This is a genomic window from Pseudomonas sp. MSSRFD41 (assembly GCF_014230245.1).
Classification (GTDB): Bacteria; Pseudomonadota; Gammaproteobacteria; order Pseudomonadales; family Pseudomonadaceae; genus Aquipseudomonas; species Aquipseudomonas piscis.
Genome location: NZ_JACKZK010000015.1, coordinates 15,885 through 39,496, shown reverse-complemented (window position 1 = coordinate 39,496; position 23,612 = coordinate 15,885). Strand labels below are relative to the sequence as shown.

At 61.4% G+C, this 23,612-nt stretch carries 24 protein-coding genes and 1 other RNA gene; 21 read left to right on the top strand and 4 right to left on the bottom strand.

The window, feature by feature from the left end:
- Positions 1–55 precede the first annotated feature (55 nt).
- The 7 genes from rplM to H7A76_RS21195 all read left to right on the top strand — a co-directional run bounded on the left by rplM (position 56) and on the right by H7A76_RS21195 (position 4,932).
- Positions 56–484, top strand: a complete 429-nt coding sequence (rplM, locus tag H7A76_RS21225) for a 50S ribosomal protein L13 (RefSeq protein WP_022640822.1) — start codon at positions 56–58, stop codon at positions 482–484.
- 14 nt (positions 485–498) lie between these two features.
- Entirely contained in the window at positions 499–891 is a 393-nt protein-coding gene (gene rpsI / locus H7A76_RS21220) for a 30S ribosomal protein S9 (protein ID WP_022640821.1), read from the top strand.
- A 254-nt stretch (positions 892–1,145) separates the two neighbouring features.
- Entirely contained in the window at positions 1,146–1,739 is a 594-nt protein-coding gene (gene petA / locus H7A76_RS21215) for a ubiquinol-cytochrome c reductase iron-sulfur subunit (protein ID WP_185700312.1), read from the top strand.
- Positions 1,739–2,950, top strand: coding sequence for a cytochrome b (locus tag H7A76_RS21210; protein ID WP_053131929.1), 1,212 nt, complete (start codon positions 1,739–1,741; stop codon positions 2,948–2,950). Before petA ends, H7A76_RS21210 begins: the two co-directional genes overlap by 1 nt.
- Positions 2,950–3,732, top strand: a complete 783-nt coding sequence (locus H7A76_RS21205; protein ID WP_185700311.1) for a cytochrome c1 — start codon at positions 2,950–2,952, stop codon at positions 3,730–3,732. Before H7A76_RS21210 ends, H7A76_RS21205 begins: the two co-directional genes overlap by 1 nt.
- Positions 3,733–3,884: 152 nt before the next feature.
- Entirely contained in the window at positions 3,885–4,502 is a 618-nt protein-coding gene (locus tag H7A76_RS21200) for a glutathione S-transferase N-terminal domain-containing protein (protein WP_185700310.1), read from the top strand.
- Between the two features lie 16 nt (positions 4,503–4,518).
- A complete protein-coding gene (locus H7A76_RS21195) occupies positions 4,519–4,932 on the top strand; it encodes a ClpXP protease specificity-enhancing factor (protein WP_185700309.1) in 414 nt (137 codons plus the stop codon).
- A gap of 48 nt (positions 4,933–4,980) precedes the next feature.
- Here the strand turns inward: H7A76_RS21195 and H7A76_RS21190 are convergent, their stop codons facing one another.
- The 4 genes from H7A76_RS21190 to H7A76_RS21175 all read right to left on the bottom strand — a co-directional run bounded on the left by H7A76_RS21190 (position 4,981) and on the right by H7A76_RS21175 (position 8,435).
- The gene (locus tag H7A76_RS21190) at positions 4,981–5,559 is read right to left on the bottom strand and encodes a BON domain-containing protein (protein ID WP_185700308.1); all 579 of its coding nucleotides are present in this window, start codon (positions 5,557–5,559) and stop codon (positions 4,981–4,983) included.
- Complete coding sequence (locus H7A76_RS21185; protein WP_022640815.1) at positions 5,556–6,149, bottom strand: phosphoheptose isomerase; 594 nt, start codon at positions 6,147–6,149, stop codon at positions 5,556–5,558. The genes H7A76_RS21190 and H7A76_RS21185 overlap by 4 nt, the downstream gene beginning before the upstream one ends.
- Positions 6,150–6,252: 103 nt before the next feature.
- Positions 6,253–6,624, bottom strand: coding sequence for a YraN family protein (locus H7A76_RS21180; protein WP_185700307.1), 372 nt, complete (start codon positions 6,622–6,624; stop codon positions 6,253–6,255).
- Entirely contained in the window at positions 6,624–8,435 is a 1,812-nt protein-coding gene (locus H7A76_RS21175) for a penicillin-binding protein activator (protein ID WP_185700306.1), read from the bottom strand. Before H7A76_RS21175 ends, H7A76_RS21180 begins: the two co-directional genes overlap by 1 nt.
- A gap of 215 nt (positions 8,436–8,650) precedes the next feature.
- Here H7A76_RS21175 and rsmI point away from each other — a divergent pair, with 215 nt between their 5' ends.
- From rsmI to H7A76_RS21105, 14 genes are all read left to right on the top strand, one after another.
- Positions 8,651–9,505: a 16S rRNA (cytidine(1402)-2'-O)-methyltransferase gene (gene rsmI / locus H7A76_RS21170; protein ID WP_185700305.1), complete on the top strand. Its 855-nt coding sequence runs from the start codon at positions 8,651–8,653 to the stop codon at positions 9,503–9,505.
- A gap of 72 nt (positions 9,506–9,577) precedes the next feature.
- Positions 9,578–9,931: RNase P RNA component class A (gene rnpB, locus H7A76_RS21165), an RNA gene on the top strand.
- Positions 9,932–10,239: 308 nt separating this feature from the next.
- Complete coding sequence (mraZ, locus tag H7A76_RS21160; protein WP_011063319.1) at positions 10,240–10,695, top strand: division/cell wall cluster transcriptional repressor MraZ; 456 nt, start codon at positions 10,240–10,242, stop codon at positions 10,693–10,695.
- Entirely contained in the window at positions 10,692–11,639 is a 948-nt protein-coding gene (rsmH, locus tag H7A76_RS21155; RefSeq protein WP_022640810.1) for a 16S rRNA (cytosine(1402)-N(4))-methyltransferase RsmH, read from the top strand. The genes mraZ and rsmH overlap by 4 nt, the downstream gene beginning before the upstream one ends.
- On the top strand, positions 11,636–11,929 hold the full coding sequence (gene ftsL / locus H7A76_RS21150) for a cell division protein FtsL (RefSeq protein ID WP_003171871.1): 294 nt from the start codon (positions 11,636–11,638) through the stop codon (positions 11,927–11,929). The genes rsmH and ftsL overlap by 4 nt, the downstream gene beginning before the upstream one ends.
- Positions 11,926–13,662, top strand: a complete 1,737-nt coding sequence (locus tag H7A76_RS21145) for a penicillin-binding protein 2 (RefSeq protein WP_185700304.1) — start codon at positions 11,926–11,928, stop codon at positions 13,660–13,662. The genes ftsL and H7A76_RS21145 overlap by 4 nt, the downstream gene beginning before the upstream one ends.
- A complete protein-coding gene (locus H7A76_RS21140; RefSeq protein WP_185700303.1) occupies positions 13,662–15,125 on the top strand; it encodes a UDP-N-acetylmuramoyl-L-alanyl-D-glutamate--2,6-diaminopimelate ligase in 1,464 nt (487 codons plus the stop codon). The genes H7A76_RS21145 and H7A76_RS21140 overlap by 1 nt, the downstream gene beginning before the upstream one ends.
- Positions 15,118–16,500, top strand: a complete 1,383-nt coding sequence (gene murF / locus H7A76_RS21135) for a UDP-N-acetylmuramoyl-tripeptide--D-alanyl-D-alanine ligase (RefSeq protein ID WP_185700302.1) — start codon at positions 15,118–15,120, stop codon at positions 16,498–16,500. The genes H7A76_RS21140 and murF overlap by 8 nt, the downstream gene beginning before the upstream one ends.
- On the top strand, positions 16,500–17,582 hold the full coding sequence (gene mraY, locus H7A76_RS21130; protein WP_185700301.1) for a phospho-N-acetylmuramoyl-pentapeptide-transferase: 1,083 nt from the start codon (positions 16,500–16,502) through the stop codon (positions 17,580–17,582). Before murF ends, mraY begins: the two co-directional genes overlap by 1 nt.
- 5 nt (positions 17,583–17,587) lie before the next feature.
- Entirely contained in the window at positions 17,588–18,934 is a 1,347-nt protein-coding gene (gene murD, locus H7A76_RS21125) for a UDP-N-acetylmuramoyl-L-alanine--D-glutamate ligase (protein WP_185700300.1), read from the top strand.
- Complete coding sequence (gene ftsW, locus H7A76_RS21120; RefSeq protein ID WP_409301671.1) at positions 18,931–20,148, top strand: putative lipid II flippase FtsW; 1,218 nt, start codon at positions 18,931–18,933, stop codon at positions 20,146–20,148. The genes murD and ftsW overlap by 4 nt, the downstream gene beginning before the upstream one ends.
- Positions 20,138–21,208 carry an undecaprenyldiphospho-muramoylpentapeptide beta-N-acetylglucosaminyltransferase gene (gene murG / locus H7A76_RS21115; protein WP_185700299.1) on the top strand — a complete coding sequence of 357 codons (1,071 nt, stop codon included), beginning with the start codon at positions 20,138–20,140 and terminating at the stop codon, positions 21,206–21,208. The genes ftsW and murG overlap by 11 nt, the downstream gene beginning before the upstream one ends.
- Entirely contained in the window at positions 21,201–22,658 is a 1,458-nt protein-coding gene (gene murC, locus H7A76_RS21110; protein ID WP_185700298.1) for a UDP-N-acetylmuramate--L-alanine ligase, read from the top strand. Before murG ends, murC begins: the two co-directional genes overlap by 8 nt.
- The gene (locus H7A76_RS21105; protein ID WP_185700297.1) at positions 22,655–23,611 is read left to right on the top strand and encodes a D-alanine--D-alanine ligase; all 957 of its coding nucleotides are present in this window, start codon (positions 22,655–22,657) and stop codon (positions 23,609–23,611) included. The genes murC and H7A76_RS21105 overlap by 4 nt, the downstream gene beginning before the upstream one ends.
- The last annotated feature ends 1 nt before the right edge of the window (position 23,612 follow it).

The following is a 23,612-nucleotide window of genomic DNA, read 5'->3' as shown; positions in this document are numbered from 1 at the left end:
CCATTCAGTAAGATCCGCCGTCTATTTTGCTGGGCGGCCCCTGAGGCTATAAAGAATGAAAACTTTTACTGCTAAACCGGAAACAGTAAAGCGCGATTGGTTCGTCATCGACGCCGCTGGTCAGACCCTGGGTCGTCTGGCTACCGAAATCGCGAGCCGTCTGCGTGGCAAGCACAAGCCTGAGTACACTCCTCACGTTGACACCGGCGACTACATTGTCGTGATCAATGCCGAGCAGGTACGTGTTACTGGTGCTAAAACCACTGACAAAATGTACTACTCCCACTCCGGTTTCCCGGGCGGCATCAAGTCGATCAACTTCGAGAAGCTGATCGCTAAAGCCCCTGAGCGCGTGATCGAGACCGCGGTAAAAGGCATGCTGCCTAAGAACCCGCTGGGTCGCGACATGTACCGTAAGCTGAAAGTATATGCGGGCGCTGCTCACCCTCATACTGCTCAGCAGCCCCAAGAACTGAAGATTTAACGGAATAGTTCATTATGTCGGCGACTCAAAATTACGGCACTGGCCGTCGCAAGACTGCAACCGCACGCGTATTCCTGCGTCCGGGTACTGGCAACATCTCCATCAACAACCGTTCCTTGGATAGCTTCTTCGGTCGCGAAACTGCCCGCATGGTAGTTCGTCAGCCGCTGGAACTGACCGAGACCGTTGAGAAGTTCGATATCTACGTTACCGTGATCGGCGGTGGTGTAAGTGGCCAGGCTGGTGCAATCCGCCACGGCATCACTCGCGCCCTGATGGATTACGACGAGACTCTGCGCAGTGCCCTGCGTAAAGCCGGCTACGTAACCCGTGACGCACGTGAAGTTGAGCGTAAGAAAGTGGGTCTGCGTAAAGCGCGTAAGCGTCCGCAATACTCCAAGCGTTAATTCGCTACTGCGTTCAAAAAGACGCCCAGCCTCCTTTGGAGCTGGGCGTTTTTTATTGCTCAAAATTTGCCGTGTGACAACTTGCCACATCCGTGGAGGCCCTATACTACAAGGCCTGGCGCAGAGTCCGTCTGGTAATTACCTTGTCAGAATTGGGGGTTTTCATTACCATTCGGCAAAATTTTTATAAGTTCAGATTTTTACTTAGTAGATGCCTGATTTAACAGGCCACAAAGCTGATGGGAGAGGACTGAATGAGCAATGACGGCGTGAATGCAGGCCGGCGTCGCTTCTTGGTGGCAGCCACATCCGTGGTGGGTGCTGCTGGAGCGGTGGGGGCTGCGGTCCCGTTCGTGGGGTCATGGTTTCCCAGTGCCAAGGCGAAAGCCGCAGGTGCACCGGTGAAGGTGAATATCAGCAAGATCGATCCAGGTCAGCAGATGGTTGCTGAGTGGCGCGGTCAACCGGTATTCATCGTCCGCCGTACAGAGGAAATCCTGGGGAATCTTAAGAAGATCGAGGGCCAGTTGTCTGACCCTAACTCCAAGAACTCGGTACAACCAACCTACGTCGACCCGGAAGTGCGTTCGATCAAGCCAGAGATTCTTCTGCTGATCGGTATCTGCACCCACTTGGGCTGTTCTCCTACCTTCCGTCCTGAAGTGGCGCCTGCGGACCTGGGCAAGGATTGGGTGGGTGGCTATTTCTGCCCTTGCCACGGTTCCCACTACGATCTGGCTGGTCGCGTCTACAAGGCGCAGCCCGCGCCCCTGAACCTGCCAGTACCCCCGCATTCCTATGAGTCGGATGACATCATCGTCATTGGCGTCGACACGGAGAAAGCGTGATGAGCAAGTTCATGGATTGGGTGGATGCGCGCTTCCCCGCCACCAAGATGTGGGAAGACCATCTGAGCAAGTATTACGCTCCGAAGAACTTCAACTTCTTCTATTTCTTTGGATCCCTGGCACTGCTGGTTCTGGTCAATCAGATCGTTACCGGTGTCTGGCTGACCATGAGTTACACCCCTTCGGCAGAAGAGGCCTTCGCTTCCGTCGAATACATCATGCGCGACGTCGAGTACGGCGCGATCCTGCGTCTGCTGCACTCCACTGGCGCTTCGGCGTTCTTTATCGTGGTCTACCTGCATATGTTCCGTGGCCTGCTCTACGGTTCCTATCAGAAGCCGCGCGAGCTGGTCTGGCTGTTCGGCATGCTGATCTACCTGGCGCTGATGGCAGAGGCCTTCATGGGTTACCTGCTGCCTTGGGGGCAAATGTCCTACTGGGGCGCCCAGGTGATCATCTCGCTGTTCGGTGCGATCCCGGTCATCGGTGACGACCTGACCCAGTGGATCCGTGGTGACTACCTGATCTCCGGCATCACCCTCAACCGCTTCTTCGCCCTGCACGTCGTGGCCCTGCCTATCGTGATCCTGGGGCTTGTGGTGCTGCACATCCTGGCACTGCACGAAGTAGGTTCGAACAACCCGGATGGCGTCGATATCAAGAAGCACAAGGACGAAAACGGCGTGCCGCTGGATGGCATTGCGTTCCATCCTTACTACACCGTGAAAGATATCGTCGGCGTAGTGGTGTTCCTGTTCATCTTCTGCTCGATCGTGTTCTTCTTCCCGGAAATGGGTGGTTATTTCCTCGAGAAGCCGAACTTCGAACAGGCCAACCCGTTCAAGACGCCTGAGCATATTGCCCCGGTTTGGTACTTCACTCCGTTCTACGCGATCCTGCGTGCGGTGCCGGACAAGCTCATGGGCGTTATCGCCATGGGTGCTGCGATTGCCGTGCTGTTCGTATTGCCCTGGCTTGATCGCAGTCCGGTCAAGTCCATGCGCTACAAAGGCTGGCTGAGCAAGATCTGGCTGCTGGTGTTCTGCATCTCGTTCGTGATCCTGGGCGTGCTGGGCGTGTTGGCGCCAACTCCAGGCCGTACGTTGCTGTCGCAGGTATGTACCTTCCTGTACTTCGCCTACTTCATTCTGATGCCGTTCTACACCAGGCTCGAGAAGACCAAACCGGTTCCGGAAAGGGTGACTGGCTGATGAAAAAGTTATTTGCTGCACTGATTCTTGTTGCTATGCCTGTATTGTCCTTCGCTGCCGAGCACGGCGGTCCCGAGTTGGAAAAGGTCGACATCGATCTGAGCGACAAGGCGGCCATGCAAGATGGTGCTCGCACCTTTGCCAACTATTGCATGGGTTGCCACAGCGCCAAGTTCCAGCGGTACGAGCGGGTTGCCGATGACCTTGGCATCCCGCACGACCTGATGATGAGCAAGCTGGTCTTCACCGGCGCGAAGATTGGCGACCACATGAACATCGGCATGCAGCCGGCGGATGCCAAGACCTGGTTCGGTGCTGCTCCGCCCGACCTGACCCTGGTGGCTCGCGTTCGCGGTACCGATTGGCTGTATGGCTACCTGAAGTCCTTCTACGAAGATCCGGCGCGCCCTTGGGGTGTGAACAACAAGGTGTTCCCGAACGTGGGTATGCCCAACGTTCTAGCTGGTCTGCAGGGGCGTCAGGTGATCGGTTGCAAGCAGGTGCAGATTGTCGAGGATGGCAAGAAGCAGTTCGATCCGCTGACCGGCACTCCGTTGACCCATGAGGCTTGCGATCAACTGACCGTCAAGGAAAACACCGGGACCCTCAACGAGGCGCAATTCGATGAGAAGGTCAAGAACCTGGTGACTTTCCTGGCCTACTCGGCCAACCCGGTCAAGCTGCAGCACCAGCGCATCGGTACCTACGTACTGCTTTACCTGGCCTTCTTCTTCGTATTCGCCTATCTGCTCAAGCGCGAATACTGGAAAGATGTGCATTGATAGCGTTTTAAGCATCACTTGTTGAGCGTGCGCGCCCAAGGGCGTCTCTGAAGCTGTAACAACCCTGTATCATCCGGGGGTTATCAGAGGCGTCCTCAGGGCGCGCTCGTTTTTTCTGCTTTCGATAATTTCAACACGCGAGGAGGATCGCCATGGGCGTGACCAATCGGTTGGCCTGTTACTCCGACCCCGCCGACCACTATTCCCATCGGGTGCGCATCGTGCTTGCGGAGAAAGGTGTCAGCGCCGAGATCATCAGTGTGGAGGCGGGCCGCCAGCCGCCGAAGCTGATCGAAGTGAATCCCTACGGGAGCCTGCCTACGCTGGTCGATCGGGACCTCGCGTTGTGGGAGTCGAGCGTAGTGATGGAATACCTGGATGAGCGCTATCCGCATCCACCATTGCTGCCGGTCTATCCCGTGGCAAGGGCCAACAGTCGCTTGCTGATGCATCGGATCCAGCGTGACTGGTGCGGGCACGTGGATCTGATACTCGATTCGCGAACCAAGGATGCGGTGCGGGCGCAGGCGCGCAAGGAATTGCGGGAAAGTCTGACCGGTGTTTCGCCGCTATTCGCCGACAAACCGTTCTTCCTCAGCGAGGAACAAAGCCTGGTGGATTGCTGCCTACTGCCCATACTCTGGAGGTTGCCGGTCCTGGGTATTGAACTGCCGCGGCAAGCCAAGCCGTTGCTCGATTATATGGAGCGCCAATTTGCGCGTGAGGCTTTCCAGGCGAGTCTGTCTGGCGCCGAACGCGACATGCGCTAAGGCTTAAGGAGCCGTTATGAACTCCAGTCGACCTTATCTGGTCCGCGCGCTCTATGAGTGGATTGTGGACAATGATTGCACCCCGCATTTGCTGGTCAACTCCGACTATCCAGCGGTAGAGGTGCCTCAGGGATTTGCCAATGATGGGCAGATCGTCCTGAATATTTCGCCAAGTGCCGTGCGTCATTTGCACATGGATAACGATGTGGTGACCTTCGAGGGGCGCTTTGGTGGCGTGCCTCATAGCCTGCATGTACCGGTTGGCGCGATTCTTGGGATCTATGCCCGTGAAAATGGCCAGGGAATGGTGTTCGACCTGGAGTCTCCTCCGGATGACGAAGATGATATCGAGCCGGATGACGATATGCCGCCGCCAGACAGTGAGCCGCCGCGCCCAAGTGGCAGGCCGAGCTTGAAGGTGGTCAAGTAATAAAAAAGGCGATCCGGTTGGATCGCCTTTTTTACGCCTGCTGGAATCTCAGTCGATGTACTCGAACAGCTTGACGATCTTCTGCACGCCCGAGACACCCTGTACCAGGTTCGTGGCTTGGGCCGCTTCCTGCTTGGTCAGCAATCCCAGCATGTAGACGATGCCGTTTTCGGTCACCACCTTGATGCGTGAGGCTGGAACGTTGGCATCGGCGAGCATCTGGGTCTTGATCTTGGTGGTCAGCCAGCTGTCGTTCTGCCGGGCCAGGAACCCGGAAGGAGGCAGCACCTGCAATTCGTTGTGCACCTTCTTGACACGCTGTACTTCGCTGGCGGCTTGTTCGGCCGTTGCCTTGAGGTCCGGGCGCGGGGTCTGGCCGGCCAGCAGCACGATGCCGTTGAAGCTGGTCACTACGATGTGCGAGTTGTTTTCCAGGTCCGGGTTGGCCTTGGCGACGTTCACGGCGACCTTGGTTTCGATCAGGGAGTCGTCGATCTTGCTGCCGAAGGTGCGGGTGCCGCGGTCGTCGTCGATGGGTTTGTCGCGGGTGGCGGTAATCACCGAGCTGCAACCAGTGAGGCTCAGGCACAGGGTCAGGGCCAGGAGGCCGAGGCGATTAGGGGTCATTCTTCACTCCCGAACAATTGGCTGTCGATCAGGTCGCAGAGACAGTGGATCGCCAGCAGGTGGACTTCTTGGATGCGTGCGGTAACGGTGGCCGGTACACGAATCTCCACGTCTTCAGGCAGTAGCAGGGAAGCCATGCCGCCGCCGTCGCGACCGGTCAATGCTACGACAATCATTTCGCGATCGTGTGCGGCCTGGATCGCCTGGATGATGTTCGCCGAGTTGCCGCTGGTGGAGATAGCCAGTAGAACGTCGCCGGGTTGGCCCAAGGCGCGGATCTGCTTGGAGAAGACTTCGTTGTAGCTGTAGTCGTTGGCGATCGAGGTGATGGTCGAGCTGTCGGTGGTCAGCGCTATGGCGGGCAAGCTGGGGCGTTCACGCTCGAAGCGATTGAGCAGTTCCGAGGAGAAGTGCTGGGCGTCACCGGCCGAGCCGCCATTGCCGCAGGCAAGCATCTTTCCTTCGTTGAGCAGGGCGTTGACCATGACCTGGCTGGCTTGCTCGATGTGCGGTGCAAGTACGTCCATCGCCTGTTGCTTGGTGTCGATGCTGGCCTGGAAAAGCTGGCGAATTCGGGATTGCATGTCCATCTGTGTGACCTTAAGTAGCTGGGCTTGGTGGCACGTGAATGTGCGGCCCGCAATGCAAAGAGCAAAGAAATTGGGTGGAAGTGGCGCGGCCTGCGGGTGTCTTTCAGCCGTCAAAGGCGTTGCGTAGCCAGTTCAACTGGGCTTGGGGGCCCGGGGTGCCGTCAATGGCGACCACGTCGAAGCGACAGGGGTGACTGGACCAGCGTGATTCGCTTTGCAGAAAGAACTGCGCGGCAAGGATCAGTTTTTGGCGCTTGCGCCCATCGATACTGCCCAGAGCGCCACCCCATTGTGCGTGTTGTCTGTAGCGGACTTCGACGAATACTACTGTATCGCCGTCAAGCATGACCAGATCAAGCTCGCCGCGTTTGCACAGCCAGTTCTGCGCCACCAGGCGCAGTCCCTGCTGTTGGAGATGCCGAAGCGCAAGGCTCTCGGCATCTCTTCCGCTTTGCTGGCGTGATCCGGAGTACATCAGCGCACAGTGTCGGGCAGGCGAGTGATCTGGCCGCTGACGAACTTGGCCCATGGCAGTTGGCGCTCGATCCGCTGTCCTGTGGCCATGCCCAGGCTGCCTGATTCGCCGTCGATGCGAGTGTCGGGCAGGGCTTTGAGCTGGCCCAGGCGCGGGGCCAGGCGATAGGCGTCGACACCCATGGCGTACAGGCGGCCAAGGCTGCCTCCGGCCTGCGGCCATTGGGCGGTGACCTGGCGCCGCATTGTGCCGTTGACGTCCAGTAGCCATGGAGTCTCGCAGAACATGATGCCGTTCATGTCGTTGTACTGGTTCTGGTCGCCACTGGCGCTGAAGACGTTGGAAATGGCGTAGACAGGAACATCACCAGCGTACTGGAAATTCAAGGTTGGCTTGATCTGCTGGGCCTGTTGCGGAGTGGAGGCGAGGAAAATGAACTCGATATCCTGGCGGCGCGACGGTTGGGCGGCGACCTGGCTGCCAACGGTGCTTTGCAGGCTCTTGGCGCGTGCTTCGCTTTGGCGCAACTGGAACAGGTTGGCAATTTGCTGGGCCAGGGCTACGGGTTGGTCGATACGCTCGATGGCCAGTACGCTGCCGCCGTTGTTTTCCCAGTCTTGGCGGAAAGCCTTGAATACACGATCGCCCCATTCGCTCTTGGGCACCAGTGCTGCTGCGCGATGCAGGCCGTCGGCGCGGGCGCGCCGAGAGGCTTCGCGAGCTTCATCTTCGGCGGCCAGGCCGAATTGGAACAGTTGTGCAGGAGCTTGTTCGCCTTCGCTGTAGTTCAGGGCCAGAGTGGTGATGGGTAATTGCGGACTAGCTGCCAGTTGTTTGACCAGCGGCTTTTCCAGGGGGCCGACTACCAGTTGTACGCCATCGGCTTGGGCCTTGCGATAGAACTCATCCAGGGTTTTCAGGCGCGAGCTGTCGTAGAACTCGATGCTGGGTGGTTTCTGCCCGGCTTGCTGGGCTTGGTAGTGTGCGGCCATGAAGCCTTCGCGCAGGGCTTTGGAAACCGTTGCGAGCGGGCCTTCCTGCGGCAGCAGCAGGGCAATTTTCGAAACGGGCTGGCTGGCCAGTTCCTTGAGCTTGACCAGTGGTTGCGGCAGTTGGGTGGCGGCTGGGTGTTTTGGATTCTGGGTGCGCCAGTTGTCGATGGCGGTCTGCTGCTGTTCCAGGGTGCCTGCGTTCTTGACGGCGAGGGCCAGGCTCAGCCAGCCGCTCAGGTCGTCGTTCCCGACAGGTTGCAACTGGTCGGTAGGCAGGGCGGCGATAAGGGTCCAGATGGCTTCGTGGTTTTTGGCGGCGGCCTCATCCTTCAGCAGGGGAGCCAGGGTGATCCGTGCCTTGGCAGCAGCCAGGGTCTGGCCATCGGCCTCCAGGGCGCGGGCGTGAATGCTGAGAGTGCGGATCTGTTGTGCTGCGGGAAGCTCGCCCAGGTGCTGCAGGCTCGGATGGCTCAGGGCGGTCAATGCCGCCTTGGGCTGGTTGCGCGCCATGGCCAGTTCCGCTGCCAGAGTGCTGGCGAAGATCTGCTGGGCAGGCTTGAGCTGGTCCAGTTGGACTTGCTGCAGGATCTGTCCGGCGCGTCCGGCATTGCCTTGGCGGTAGGCCAGGTCGGCGGCACTCAGGCGCAACAGGGCGGCCTTGTCGGGATTTTTGCTGGTGGCAGCCTCATCGAGCAGTTGCTCGATGCTGGCGTCGGGTGTCCGTGGAAGTTCGCCAAGGCTGGAGGAGGGCGAGCTGGCGCAGGCCACCAGAAGGGTAGCCAGGCAGAGGGCGATAAACAGCCGCAGGCAAGCGATCATGTAAGTGTTCCTGATACTCGATCAAATGAACGTTGAATTGTACCCAAGCACTGGCCGGGGCGCGATGTTGCTGGCGATAAACCTCTATTTGGCGAAGGCAAATGTTGCCGTGTCATGCGTGCTTGAATGAACACGATACGCATTGATCAGCCTCCAGTGCGTACAATGATGCTTTTGCCGATCGCGAGGTGTGCGCTTTGACTGCTCCAGGTTCCATGAATTCCGTTGCCGGCTCGCTTTATGTGGTGGCGACGCCTATCGGCAACCTGGACGATATAAGTGCCCGGGCCTTGAAGCTGTTGCGCGAGGTGTCCTTGATCGCTGCTGAGGATACCCGGCATTCCCAGCGCCTGATGCAGCACTTTGGTATTTCCACTCCCTTGGCGGCTTGCCACGAACACAATGAGCGTGACGAGGGTAGTCGCTTCATCACTCGTCTACTGGCGGGTGAGGATGTCGCGCTTATTTCCGATGCCGGTACGCCGCTGATCTCCGATCCAGGCTATCACCTGGTGCGCCAGGCCCGGGCCGCGGGAATCGATGTCGTCCCGGTGCCGGGCGCTTGCGCGTTGATCGCGGCACTATCCGCGGCTGGGCTGCCTTCCGATCGTTTCATTTTCGAGGGATTCCTGCCAGCCAAGGCCAGTGGGCGCCGGGCGCGCCTGGAGCAGGTCCGCGAGGAGCCGCGTACGCTGATTTTCTATGAGGCCCCCCATCGCATTCTCGAATGCCTGCAGGATATGGAGGCGGTGTTCGGTGGTGATCGCCCGGCGCTGCTGGCTCGAGAACTGACCAAGACGTTCGAGACCCTCAAGGGGTTGCCGCTGGTCGAGCTGCGTCAGTTCGTCGAATCCGATTCCAACCAGCAGCGTGGGGAATGTGTGGTTTTGGTGGCAGGGTGGACTGCTCCGCAGAGTGACGAGGCCATCAGCAGCGAGACGATGCGAATTCTGGACCTGTTGCTCAAGGAGATGCCGCTCAAAAGGGCGGCGGCACTGGCTGCTGAAATCACTGGCGAGCGCAAGAACGTGTTGTATCAGGTCGCCCTGGAGAAGCAGAAAGAGCAATAAATAGCGGAGCAGGGTGGCCAAAGGCTTTTATCGCTTGTCCTGAGGCCGCTCTGCCGTTAACCTGCGCGGCGGAGAGTCGATTGGACAGTCGCTGCCCTCTATGAAAATTAGAGGGGGGAGGAAAGTCCGGGCTCCATAGGGCGGAGTGCCAGGTAATGCCTGGGGGGCGTGAGCCTACGGAAAGTGCCACAGAAAATAACCGCCTAAGCACTTCGGTGCCGGTAAGGGTGAAAAGGTGCGGTAAGAGCGCACCGCACGTCTGGTAACAGTTCGTGGCTAGGTAAACCCCACTCGGAGCAAGACCAAATAGGGTTCCAAGGCGTGGCCCGCGCTGGAACCGGGTAGGTTGCTAAAGATGTCCAGTGATGGCCATCGTAGAGGAATGACTGTCCTCGACAGAACCCGGCTTATAGATCGACTCTCCACCACTTCCTTCCCTGCTTGATTCAATAGCAGAAGCGTTTTTGTAATACCGAAAAAATCTTACTCTTAATAAATTACTTTAACTTCGCGATGCAGCTTTCTGAGCTGTATGAAGTTGATGCCGTGGAACACCTCTCGAATTTTCGTTACCCCTCCGCTAAGCCTCCTAAATCTCCGTTCTATAAGGGTTTTCCGTCGCCGCGTGCCTTGACGGTGGTATGGGCGCATTCCTATAGTGTGCGCAAGTGGCGGAAAGTGGCACAAAGTGGGTTTCTTGGACGCAAAACGCTAAAAATTGGAGAAACGCTGACGTGTTTCGCGGAGCCAACGCTATCAGTCTCGATGCCAAAGGCCGGCTAGCCATGCCCAGCCGGTATCGTGACGAGCTCGTTTCGCGAAGTTCCGGACAGCTGATCGTCACCATCGACGCCGTTGATCCTTGTTTGTGCGTCTACCCCCTCGACGAGTGGGAGCTGATAGAAACCAAGCTGCGTGCCTTGCCTTCTCTACGTGAAGAGAACCGCCGGCTGCAGCGATTGCTGATTGGTAATGCCGTCGATCTCGAGCTCGACGGGAGTGGGCGTTTTCTGGTGCCACCGCGCCTGCGTGAATATGCCAAGTTGGATAAGCGCGCGATGCTGGTGGGCCAACTGAACAAGTTCCAATTGTGGGACGAGGATGCCTGGAACGCTGTTTCTGCAGCTGACCTGGCAGCTATTCAACAACCGGGCGCCATGCCCGATGAACTGCGTGATTTGATCCTGTGACTATTGATAGCGGCTTTAACCACATCACCGTACTGCTTGACGAAGCCGTCGAGGCTCTCGCGGTACGTCCTGATGGCTGCTATCTGGATGGCACATTCGGACGCGGCGGGCATAGCCGGCTGATTCTCAGCAAGCTCGGGCCAGGTGGGCGGCTCCTCGGATTCGACAAGGACCCCCAAGCGATTGCCACCGGGCAAGCGCTAGCGGCCGAAGACGGCCGCTTTGTCGTTGTGCAGCGTAGTTTTGCCGAGCTGGGTTCCGAGGTCGCCGGGCGTGGGCTGGATGGCAAGGTCAGCGGCGTGCTGCTGGACCTGGGCGTGTCCTCGCCGCAACTGGACGACCCTGAGCGCGGCTTCAGTTTTCTCAATGACGGTCCGTTGGACATGCGCATGGATCCGAGCCGAGGCATCAGCGCTGCCCAGTTCATCGCCACTGCCCCGGTAGAAGAAATCGCCCGGGTGTTCAAGGAATATGGCGAGGAGCGTTTCTCCGGCCGCATGGCCCGGGCCGTGGTCGAGCGCCGCGAAGTCCAGCCTTTCGAACGCACGGCCGACCTGGCCGAAGTACTCAAAGTGGCCAACCCTGCCTGGGAGAAGGGCAAGAACCCGGCGACCCGGGCGTTTCAGGGTTTGCGTATCCACGTGAACAACGAACTGGGCGACCTCGAGGCCGGCCTGGAAGCTGCGCTGGAGTCCCTGGAAATCGGTGGGCGCCTGGTGGTGATCAGCTTCCACTCCCTGGAGGATCGTATCGTCAAGCTGTTCATGCGCCGCCTGGCCAAGGGTGAGGCCGATAACCTGCCGCGCAACCTGCCAGTGCGCTTCGAAGCCTTTCAGCCAAAGATCAAGATTCACGGCAAAGCGCAGTTCGCCTCCGAAGCCGAGCTCAAAGCCAACCCCCGTGCCCGTAGTGCCGTCATGCGTGTCGCGGAGAAGCTTCGGTGAGCAAGCTTTTCGCCAAACCACTTCCAGGCGGAAGCTTCTTCATGCTTCTGCTGTTCATCGGCGTTTTGGTTTCCGCGATCGCGGTGTCCTACAGCGCCCACTGGAACCGTCAGCTGCTCAATACGCTGTACGGCGAGTTGAGCGTGCGTGACAAGGCCCAGGCCGAATGGGGGCGATTGATCCTGGAGCAAAGCACCTGGACCGCCCATAGCCGGATCGAGGTGCTGGCCACCGAACAACTGAAGATGCACATCCCCGGCGCGGCCGAAGTCCGAATGGTGGCGCCATGAAACTCGACGGTGCTCTTTATCCTTGGCGTTTCCGCGTGGTGCTTGGCTTGTTGGCGGTCATGGTATCGGCGATCGCCTGGCGCATCATCGACCTGCAAGTGGTCGATCGTGACTTCCTCAAGGGGCAGGGGGACGCCCGTAGCGTGCGGCATATTCCGATTCCCGCGCACCGTGGCCTGATCACCGATCGCAACGGCGAGCCGCTGGCGGTGAGTACCCCGGTGACCACCCTTTGGGCCAACGCCAAGGAAATGCAACTGGCCAAGGACCGCTGGCCAGCCCTGGCCATGGCGCTGGGCCAGGATCCCAAGGTCCTGACCGAGCGTCTGGAAGCCCAGGCCAACAAGGAATTCATCTACCTGGTACGGGGCCTGACCCCGGAGCAGGGCCAGGCGGTGCTCGATCTCAAGGTCCCGGGTGTCTACGGCATCGAGGAGTTCCGGCGCTTCTATCCGGCCGGCGAAGTGACCGCGCACATGGTGGGTTTCACCGATATCGACGACCGCGGCCGCGAAGGCGTCGAGTTGGCCTATGACGAATGGCTGGCCGGGGTGCCGGGCAAGCGCCAGGTGATCAAGGACCGGCGCGGCCGGCTGATCAAGGATGTACAAGTCACCAAGAACGCCAAGGCCGGCAAGCCCTTGGCGTTGTCCATCGACCTGCGCCTGCAGTACCTGGCCAACCGCGAACTGCGCAACGCCATCGTCGAGAACGGCGCGAAGGCCGGCAGCCTGGTGATCATGGACGTCAAGACCGGCGAGATCCTGGCCATGGTCAACCAGCCGACCTACAACCCCAACAACCGCCGCAACCTGCAGCCGGCGATGATGCGTAACCGGGCGATGATCGACGTCTTCGAGCCTGGCTCGACCATGAAGGCCATCTCCATGAGTGCCGCGCTGGAAACCGGGCGGTGGAAGCCCAGCGACACCGTCGAGGTCTATCCGGGCACCCTGCAGTTGGGCAAGTACACCATCCGCGACGTGTCCAAGACTGAAGGTCCGATCCTCGACCTGACCGGCATCCTGATCAATTCCAGTAACGTTGGCATGAGCAAGATCGCCTTCGACATCGGTGGCGAAACCATTTTCCGCCTGGCGCAGAAAATCGGCCTGGGCCAGGACACCGGCCTTGGCTTTCCGGGGGAGCGCGTTGGCAATCTCCCCAACTATAGGGAGTGGCGCAAGGCCGAGACCGCGACGCTGTCTTATGGCTACGGTATCTCGGTGACCGCGATCCAGTTGGTGCATGCGTTCTCCGCCTTGGCCAACAACGGGCGCATCGCCCCACTGACGCTGATCAAGTCCGACAAGGCGCCACAAACCACCCAGGTGATCCCGGAGAAAGTCGCCAAGACCATGCAGGGCATGCTCCAGCAGGTGATCGAGGCCCCGCGCGGGGTGTTCCGCGCCCAGGTCCCGGCGTATCACGTCGCGGGCAAGAGTGGTACCGCGCGCAAGACTTCGGTGGGCACCAAGGGCTATGCCGAGAACTCCTACCGCTCGCTGTTCGCCGGTTTCGGTCCCATGAGCGATCCGCGCTACGCCATCGTGGTGGTGATCGACGAGCCGAGCAAGGCCGGTTATTTCGGTGGCCTGGTATCGGCCCCGGTATTCAGCAAAGTGATGTCCGGCACCCTGCGCCTGATGAACATCTCCCCGGATAACCTGCCGACCACGCAACAGGCCAATGCCACCGGCACCCCAGTACGAGCCAATGGAGGGCGTGGCTGATGTCCCTTAGCCTGAACAAGATCTTTGCCCACGCCGGTCGCGACTTGCTGATCCGCGAGCTGGCCCTGGACAGCCGCAATGTACGTGCCGGTGATCTGTTCCTGGCCGTGCCGGGCGCCAGGTTCGACGGTCGTGAACACATCGCCGATGCGCTGCAGCGTGGTGCGGCGGCAGTGGCCTATGAAGTAGAAGGCGCCACAGTGCTGCCGCTGACCGACGTTCCGCTGATCCCGGTCAAGGGTCTGGCTGCGCAGCTGTCGGACATCGCCGGGCGCTTCTATGGCGAGCCGAGTCGTCAACTGAACCTGGTGGGCGTGACTGGCACCAATGGCAAGACCAGCGTGACCCAACTAGTGGCCCAGGCCCTGGATCTGCTTGGCCAGCGTTGTGGCCTGGTGGGCACCTTGGGAACCGGCTTCCATGGCGCACTGCAAAGTGGCCTGCACACCACGCCGAACCCCATCGCTGTCCAGGCGGCCCTGGCCGACTTGAAGAGTGCCGGGGCCAAGGCCGTGGCCATGGAAGTTTCCTCCCATGGCCTGGACCAGGGCCGGGTGACCGCCCTGGCCTTCGATGTCGCGGTGCTGACCAACCTGTCCCGTGACCACCTGGATTATCACGGAACCATGCAGGCCTACGGCGAGGCCAAGGCCAAACTGTTCCACTGGACCGACCTGCGTTGCCGGGTGATCAACCTCGACGACGATTTTGGCCGCAAGCTGGCATCCGAGCTTCACGAATCACGGCTGATTACCTACAGCCAGGAAGATGCCAGCGCCTATCTGTATTGCCGCGAAGCTCGCTTCGATGACGACGGCGTGCGCGCGACCCTGGTGACTCCGCAAGGAGAGCATCACCTGCGCAGCAGCCTGCTGGGACGCTTCAACCTGAGCAACCTGCTGGCCGCGGTGGGCGCCTTGCTGGGCCTGGAATATGCGCTGGACGAGATCCTTGCGGTCCTGCCCAAGCTGGAAGGCCCGGCCGGGCGCATGCAGCGCTTGGGAGGCGGTCAGCAGCCATTGGTCGTGGTCGACTATGCCCATACCCCGGATGCCCTGGAAAAAGTACTGCTGGCCCTGCGGCCCCATGCCAAGGGCCGCCTGCTGTGCCTGTTCGGTTGTGGTGGTGATCGCGACCGTGGCAAGCGGCCGCTGATGGCCGAGGTGGTCGAGCGCCTGGCCGATGGCGTGCTGGTCACCGATGACAACCCGCGCACTGAAGACCCAACGCAGATCTTCGCCGATATCCGCGCCGGCTTCCTGAACGCGGACCAAGTGGAGTTCATCCCCGGTCGTGGACCTGCCATCGCCCGCCTGATCGCCTCCGCCTCGGCTGATGACGTGGTGGTGCTGGCCGGCAAGGGGCATGAGGATTATCAGGAGATCAACGGTCAGCGCCATGCCTTCTCCGATCTCGTCGAGGCGGGCAAGGCCTTGGCTGCGTGGGAGGTGGCCCATGCTTAAGCCCCTGAAGCTCAGTGAAGTAGCCGCTCCATTGAACGCCCGCCTGATCGCGGGCGATGCCCGTTTTAGTGGCGTGAGCATCGATAGCCGGGCGATCCAGCCGGGCCAGTTGTTCGTGGCACTCACCGGCCCGCGCTTCGATGGCCATGATTACCTGAACGAGGTGGCTGGCAAGGGCGCGGTGGCTGCGCTGGTAGAGCGAGAGATTCCCGACAGCACGCTGCCGCAGTTGCTGGTCAAGGATACGCGCCTGGCGCTGGGCCAGCTGGGGGCGCTGAACCGTAGTGCCTTCACCCATCCAGTAGCGGCCGTCACTGGTTCCAGCGGCAAGACCACGGTCAAGGAGATGCTGGCGAGCATCCTGCGTACCCGCGGGCCGGTACTCGCCACCCGCGGCAACCTGAACAACGACCTGGGTGCACCCCTGACCCTGCTGGAGCTGGCCCCGGAGCACAGCGCCGCGGTCATCGAGCTGGGTGCCTCGCGGATGGGGGAAATCGCCTACACCGTGGCGATGACCCGTCCCCAGGTGGCAATCCTCAACAACGCCGGCACTGCCCACGTCGGCGAGTTCGGTGGTCCGGAAAAAATCGTCGAGGCCAAGGGCGAAATCCTGGAAGGGCTGGATGCTTCCGGAGTTGCCGTGCTGAACCTGGATGACAAGGCATTTTCGATCTGGAAGGCCCGCGCTGCTGGGCGCCAAGTCCTGAGTTTCGCCCTGACCGACAGCGCAGCGGATTTCTACGCCTCCGATATCGGACGCGATGCCCGTGGCTGCCCGTCCTTTACCCTGCATAGCCCCAAGGGCACCGAGCAGGTCCAGTTGAACCTGCTGGGCACCCATAACGTCGCCAATGCCCTGGCTGCAGCCGCGGCTGCCCACGCCATGGGCGTATCGTTGTTCGGCATCGCCACCGGCCTGAACGCGGTGCAGCCGGTCAAGGGCCGCACTGTCGCCCAGTTGGCCAGCAATGGCATACGGGTGATCGATGACACTTACAACGCAAACCCCACCTCAATGTGCGCTGCCGTTGATATACTCGCCGGCTTTTCCGGCCGCACCGTCCTGGTGCTCGGAGACATCGGCGAGTTGGGCGACTGGGCGGAGCAGGGGCACCGCGACGTAGGTGCATATGCCGCTGGCAAGGTTTCGGCCCTCTACGCCGTAGGCCCGATGATGGCGCATGCCGTCACAGCCTTTGGCGAGCATGCGCGCCACTTCGCCAGCCAGGCTGAACTGATTGCCGCCCTGGACGTCGAGCAAGATCCAAACACCACCATTTTGATCAAGGGATCGCGCAGCGCGGCGATGGAGAACATCGTTGCGGCCCTGTGCGGCTCCCATCTTCAAGAAAAAGACGGAGTGAAACATTAATGCTGCTGCTGCTAGCGGAGTACCTGCAACAGTTCTACAAAGGCTTCGCGGTCTTCCAGTACCTGACCCTGCGCGGGATTCTGGGGGTGCTGACCGCCTTGTCTTTGGCACTGTGCCTGGGTCCGTGGATGATCCGTACGCTGCAGAATCGGCAGATTGGCCAGGCCGTACGTAACGATGGCCCGCAATCGCACTTGTCCAAATCCGGTACGCCGACCATGGGCGGCGCCTTGATCCTCTCGGCCATCGGTGTCAGCACCCTGCTCTGGGCCGACCTGCGCAACCACTATGTCTGGGTCGTGCTGCTGGTGACCCTGGCCTTCGGTGCCATCGGCTGGGTCGACGACTACCGCAAGGTGATCGAAAAGAACTCCCGGGGCCTGCCAAGCCGCTGGAAGTACTTCTGGCAATCGGTGTTCGGCCTGGGCGCGGCGCTCTTCCTTTATATGACCGCGCAAAGCCCGGTGGATACCACCCTGCTGATCCCGATGCTCAAGGACGTGGGCATTCCCCTGGGGGCCGGCTTCGTGGTCCTGACCTATTTCGTCATCGTCGGTTCGAGCAACGCGGTCAACCTGACCGATGGCCTCGATGGCCTGGCGATCATGCCGACGGTGATGGTCGGCGGTGCCTTGGGCATCTTCTGCTACCTGTCGGGTAACGTGAAGTTCGCCGAATACCTGCTGATCCCCTATGTGCCGGGGGCAGGTGAACTGATCGTGTTCTGCGGCGCGCTGATCGGTGCCGGCCTGGGCTTCCTGTGGTTCAACACTTATCCGGCCCAGGTGTTCATGGGCGACGTCGGCGCCCTGGCGCTGGGTGCGGCGCTGGGCACCATCGCGGTGATCGTGCGCCAGGAAATCGTGCTGTTCATCATGGGCGGTGTGTTCGTGATGGAAACCCTTTCCGTGGTGATCCAGGTCGCTTCGTTCAAGCTGACCGGCAAGCGAGTGTTCCGCATGGCGCCGATCCACCACCACTTTGAACTCAAGGGCTGGCCTGAGCCACGCGTGATCGTCCGTTTCTGGATCATCACCGTGATTCTCGTGCTGATCGGCCTTGCCACCCTGAAGCTGAGGTAGAACGAGTGTCCCTGATCGCTTCCGACCACTTCCGCATCGTTGTCGGCCTCGGCAAGAGCGGCATGTCCCTGGTTCGCTTCCTGGCGAGCCGGGGCGTTGCTTTTGCGGTGGCCGATACGCGGGAAAATCCGCCGGAGCTGGCCACGCTGCGCCGTGACTATCCACAGGTGGAAGTGCGTTGTGGCGAGCTGGACGTCGACTTCCTGTGCCGTGCCGACGAGCTCTACGTGAGTCCCGGCCTGGCCCTGGCGACTCCGGCCCTGCAGGCCGCCGCCGCCCGTGGGGTGAAATTGTCCGGTGACATCGAGCTGTTCGCGCGTAACGCGAAGGCGCCGATCGTCGCCATCAGCGGCTCCAATGCCAAGAGCACCGTGACCACCCTGGTGGGCGAGATGGCTGCCGCTGCCGGCAAGCGCGTCGCCGTGGGCGGTAACCTCGGGACCCCGGCACTGGACCTGCTCGGCGATGATGTCGAACTCTACGTCCTGGAGTTGTCCAGCTTCCAGCTGGAAACCACCGACCAGCTCGGTGCCGAAGTGGCCACCGTGTTGAACATCAGCGAAGACCATATGGACCGCTACAGCGGCCTGCCGGCCTACCACCTGGCCAAGCACCGGATTTTCCGCGGTGCCCGGCAAGTGGTGTTCAACCGCCAGGACGCCCTGACCCGACCGCTGGTGGGTGAGGGGCTGCCGTGCTGGAGCTTTGGCCTGGGGGCGCCGGACTTCAAGGCCTTCGGCCTGCGTGAGGAGAATGGCGAGAAGTACCTGGCTTTCGAGTTCCAGAACCTGATGCCGGTGCGCGAACTGAAGATTCGCGGTGCCCATAACCAGTCCAACGCCCTGGCGGCCCTGGCCCTGGGGCATGCGGTGGGCCTGCCGTTCGACGCCATGCTCGCGGCGCTGCGCAATTTCGCCGGGCTGGAGCACCGTTGCCAGTGGGTCCGTGACCTGGATGACGTCGGTTACTACAACGACTCCAAGGCCACCAACGTGGGTGCCGCCCTGGCCGCCATCGAAGGCCTGGGCGCGGACATCTCCGGCAAGATCGTGCTGATCGCCGGTGGCGACGGCAAGGGTGCCGACTTCAAGGACCTGCGTGGTCCAGTGGCGGCCAACTGCCGTGCCGTGGTCCTGATGGGCCGGGACTCCGAGCAGATCGGCCAGGCCATTGGCGATGGTGTGCCGCTGATCCGCGCCGCTTCGCTGCCTGACGCGGTGGCCCAGTGCCGGGCCGTTGCCCAAGCGGGCGATGTGGTGCTGTTGTCGCCTGCCTGCGCCAGTTTCGACATGTTCAAGAACTACGAAGACCGTGGTCACCAGTTCGTCCGCATCGTGGAGGAGCTGGCATGAACCTGAGGAACATCATCAAGCCTTATCCATCGCCGATCATCACCGGACGCGGCGTCGACCTCGACTTCCCGATGCTCGCCGGCTGCCTGACGCTGCTCGGCCTCGGGCTGATCATGATCGCCTCGGCATCTACCGAAGTGGCCGCGGCCCAGTCCGGCAGCGCGCTGTACTACATGATCCGGCACCTGATCTACATCCTGCTGGGCCTGGGCGCGTGCATCGTCACCATGATGATCCCGATCGCCACCTGGCAGCGCCTGGGCTGGATGATGCTGATCGGCGCCTTCGGCCTGCTGGTGATGGTGATCGTCCCCGGCATCGGTCGCGAGGTGAACGGTTCGATGCGCTGGATCGGCTTCAGCTTCTTCAACGTCCAGCCTTCCGAGATCGCCAAGGTGTTCGTGGTGATCTATCTCGCCGGCTACCTGGTGCGGCGGCAGAAGGAAGTACGCGAAAGCTGGATGGGTTTCTTCAAGCCGTTCATCGTGTTGTTGCCCATGGCCGGCCTGCTGTTGATGGAGCCGGACTTCGGCGCCACGGTCGTCATGATGGGCGCGGCGGCGGCGATGCTGTTCCTGGGGGGCGTAGGGCTGTTCCGTTTCTCCCTGATGGTGGTCCTGGCGGTGGCGGCGGTGGTGTTGCTGATCCAGATGCAGCCCTACCGGATGGCGCGCCTGACCAACTTCGCCGACCCGTGGGCCGACCAGTTCGGCGCCGGTTACCAGCTGTCCCAGGCACTGATCGCCTTCGGCCGCGGTGAGTGGCTGGGCGTTGGCCTGGGCAACAGCGTGCAGAAGCAGTTCTACCTGCCCGAAGCCCACACCGACTTCGTGTTCTCGGTACTGGCCGAGGAACTGGGGGCGGTGGGCTCGCTGTGCACTGTGGCGCTGTTCGTCTTCGTTTGCATTCGTGGCATGTACATCGGCCTGTGGGCCGAGAAGGCCCGGCAGTTCTTTGCCGCCTATGTCGCCTATGGCCTTTCGTTCCTGTGGATCGGCCAGTTCCTGATCAACATCGGGGTGAACGTCGGCCTTTTGCCAACCAAGGGCCTGACCTTGCCGTTTCTCAGTTATGGCGGCAGTTCCCTGGTGATCTGCTGTGCCTGCCTGGGCTTGTTGCTGCGTATCGAATGGGAGAGCAGGACCCACCTGGGCAGCGAAGAGATGGAGTTCAAAGAAAGTGATTTTGCCGAGGAGCCGATCCATGGGCGCTAACGTGCTGATCATGGCCGGCGGCACCGGTGGCCACGTGTTCCCGGCGCTGGCGTGTGCCCGGGAGTTCCAGGCGCGGGGCTATACCGTGCACTGGCTGGGCACCCCGCGGGGAATCGAGAACGACCTGGTACCGGCAGCGGGCTTGCCGCTGCATTTGATCAACGTCACCGGGTTGCGTGGCAAGAGCAAGCTGTCGTTGCTCAAGGCGCCTTTCGTGCTGCTCAAGGCCGTGCTCCAGGCGCGGCGGATCATGCGCCAGCTCAAGCCGGTCTGCGTGCTGGGTTTTGGTGGTTATGTGACTGGACCTGGCGGAGTTGCCGCCAAATTGTCCTCGGTTCCGGTCATCGTTCATGAGCAGAACGCAGTCGCCGGTACCGCCAATCGGCTGCTGGTGCCGTTGGCCGCCCGAGTCTGCGAAGCTTTCCCGGACACCTTCGGGGCCTCCGGTAGCCGCCGCACCACGGGCAATCCGGTACGTACCGAGCTGTTCCTCGAAGCACCGCGCCAGGCCCTGGCCGGACGCAAGGCACGTTTGCTGATCCTGGGTGGAAGCCTGGGCGCAGAGCCGTTGAACAAGCTGCTGCCGCAAGCCCTGGCACAGGTCGCCCCCGAGCTGCGCCCGGAGGTGTTCCACCAGGCCGGCAAAAATCACGATGAGGTCACTGCAGAGCGTTATCGCGCCGCTGGCGTCGAGGCGCAGGTGCAGCCCTTTATCAAAGACATGGCCCAAGCCTATGGCTGGGCCGACCTGGTGGTCTGTCGCGCAGGTGCGTTGACCGTCAGCGAACTGGCTGCCGCCGGTCTGCCCTCGATGCTGGTGCCTTTGCCCCATGCGATCGACGACCACCAGACTCGCAACGCCGAATATTTGGCTCGTGAAGGCGCCGCCTTCCTGATGCCGCAAAGAACGACTGGTGCAGCGGACCTTGCCGCGCGCCTGACAGAGGTTTTGATGCAACCAGAACGACTCGACAACATGGCCCGTGCCGCACGCCGCCTGGCCAAACCCGAAGCCACCCAGGACGTGGTGAATATCTGCCTGGAGGTGGCCCATGGTTGAGAGCCAGAAAGCCATGCCGCAACCGGAAATGCGCCGCATCCGCCGCATCCACTTCGTCGGTATCGGCGGCGTGGGCATGTGCGGGATCGCCGAGGTGCTGCTGAACCTGGGGTACCAGGTATCCGGTTCCGACCTCAAGGCATCGGCGGTTACCGAGCGTCTGGAGTCCTTCGGGGCGCAGATCTTCATCGGCCACCGGGCCGAGAACGCCGCCCATGCCGACGTGCTGGTGGTGTCCAGCGCCGTGAACACCTCCAACCCGGAAGTCGCTACCGCCCTGGAGCGGCGCGTGCCGGTGGTACCGCGCGCGGAAATGCTCGCCGAGCTGATGCGCTATCGCCACGGCGTGGCCGTGGCCGGTACCCATGGCAAGACCACCACCACCAGCCTGCTGGCCTCGGTATTCGCCGCTGGCGGCCTGGACCCGACCTTCGTCATCGGTGGCCGGCTCAATGCCGCGGGCACCAATGCGCAGCTGGGCACCAGCCGCTACCTGATCGCCGAAGCCGATGAAAGCGACGCCAGCTTCCTGCACCTGCAACCGCTGGTGGCCGTGGTGACCAACATCGACGCCGACCACATGGCGACCTATGACGGTGACTTCAACAAGCTGAAGAAGACCTTCGTCGACTTCCTGCACAACCTGCCGTTCTACGGGCTGGCGGTGATGTGCCTGGACGATCCGGTGGTGCGCGAGATCCTGCCGCAGGTCAAGCGGCCGACCGTGACCTACGGTTTCAACGAAGAAGCCGACGTACGCGCGATCAATGTTCGCCAGCAGGGCATGCAGACCTTCTTCACCGTGCTGCGTCGCGACCGCGAGCCACTGGATGTGTCGGTGAACATGCCGGGCAACCATAACGTGCTCAACTCGCTGGCGACGATCGCGATCGCCACCGACGAAGGCATCAGCGACGAAGCCATCGTCCAGGGCCTGTCGGGCTTCCAGGGCGTGGGCCGGCGTTTCCAGGTCTACGGCGAACTGCCGGTGGAAGGTGGCAACGTGATGCTGGTGGACGACTACGGGCACCACCCGACCGAGGTCGCCGCGGTGATCAAGGCCGTGCGTGGTGGCTGGCCGGAGCGCCGCCTGGTGATGGTCTACCAGCCGCATCGCTACAGCCGCACCCGCGACCTGTACGACGATTTCGTACAGGTGCTGACCGATGCCAACGTATTGCTGCTGATGGAAGTCTATCCGGCCGGTGAAGAGCCGATTCCCGGAGCCGACAGCCGCCAGCTGTGCCACAGCATCCGCCAGCGCGGCCAATTGGACCCGATCTATATCGAGCGCGGCGTCGACCTGGCGCCGCTGGTCAAGCCGCTGCTGCGTGCCGGCGACATCCTGTTGTGCCAGGGGGCCGGCGACATCGGCGGCCTGGCGCCCAAGCTGCTCAACAGTCCACTGTTCGCCGGAGCCGTGGCCGCAGGCAAGGGAGCGCCGAAATGACCGCTGCCTACGCCAAGCTGTTCTCCACCGTGCCCCCGGCCGACTTCGGTCGCGTGGCCGTGCTGTATGGCGGCAAGAGCGCCGAGCGCGAAGTGTCGCTGAAGTCTGGCAAGGCCGTACTCGAAGCCCTGCAGAGCGGCGGCGTGGATGCCTTCGGCATTGACGTCGGCGACGACCTTTTGCAGCGCCTGCTGAACGAGAAGATCGATCGCGCCTTCATCATCCTCCACGGCCGTGGCGGCGAGGACGGCAGCATGCAGGGCCTGCTGGAGTGCCTGGGGATTCCCTATACCGGCAGCGGCATCCTCGCCTCGGCGCTGGCCATGGACAAGCTGCGGACCAAGCAGGTCTGGCACAGCCTGGGCATTCCGACGCCACGCCATGCGGTACTGAGCTCTGAAAGCGACTGTATTTGCGCGGCGGCGGAACTGGGCATGCCTTTGATCGTCAAACCGGCCCATGAAGGTTCCAGTATCGGTATGGCCAAGGTGACCACCAGCTCCGAGTTGATCGAGGCATGGAAGGCGGCCAGTACCTATGATTCGCAAGTGCTGGTCGAGCAATGGATCCAGGGTCCCGAGTTCACCATCGCGACCCTGCGCGGCCAGGTGTTGCCACCTATCGCCCTGGGCACTCCCCACACGTTCTACGACTATGACGCCAAGTACCTGGCTTCCGATACCCAGTACCGGATCCCGTGCGGCCTCGATAGCGACAAGGAGCAGGAACTCATGGATCTCACGGCCAAGGCCTGTGAGGCGCTCGGTATCGCCGGTTGGGCGCGTGCCGATGTGATGCAGGATGCCCAGGGGCAGTTCTGGTTCCTGGAAGTGAACACCGCTCCAGGCATGACCGACCACAGTCTGGTGCCGATGGCCGCTCGTGCGGCCGGTCTGGATTTCCAGCAACTGGTGTTGGCCATCCTGGCAGCCAGTCTTGAGGCGCGAGGTTAAG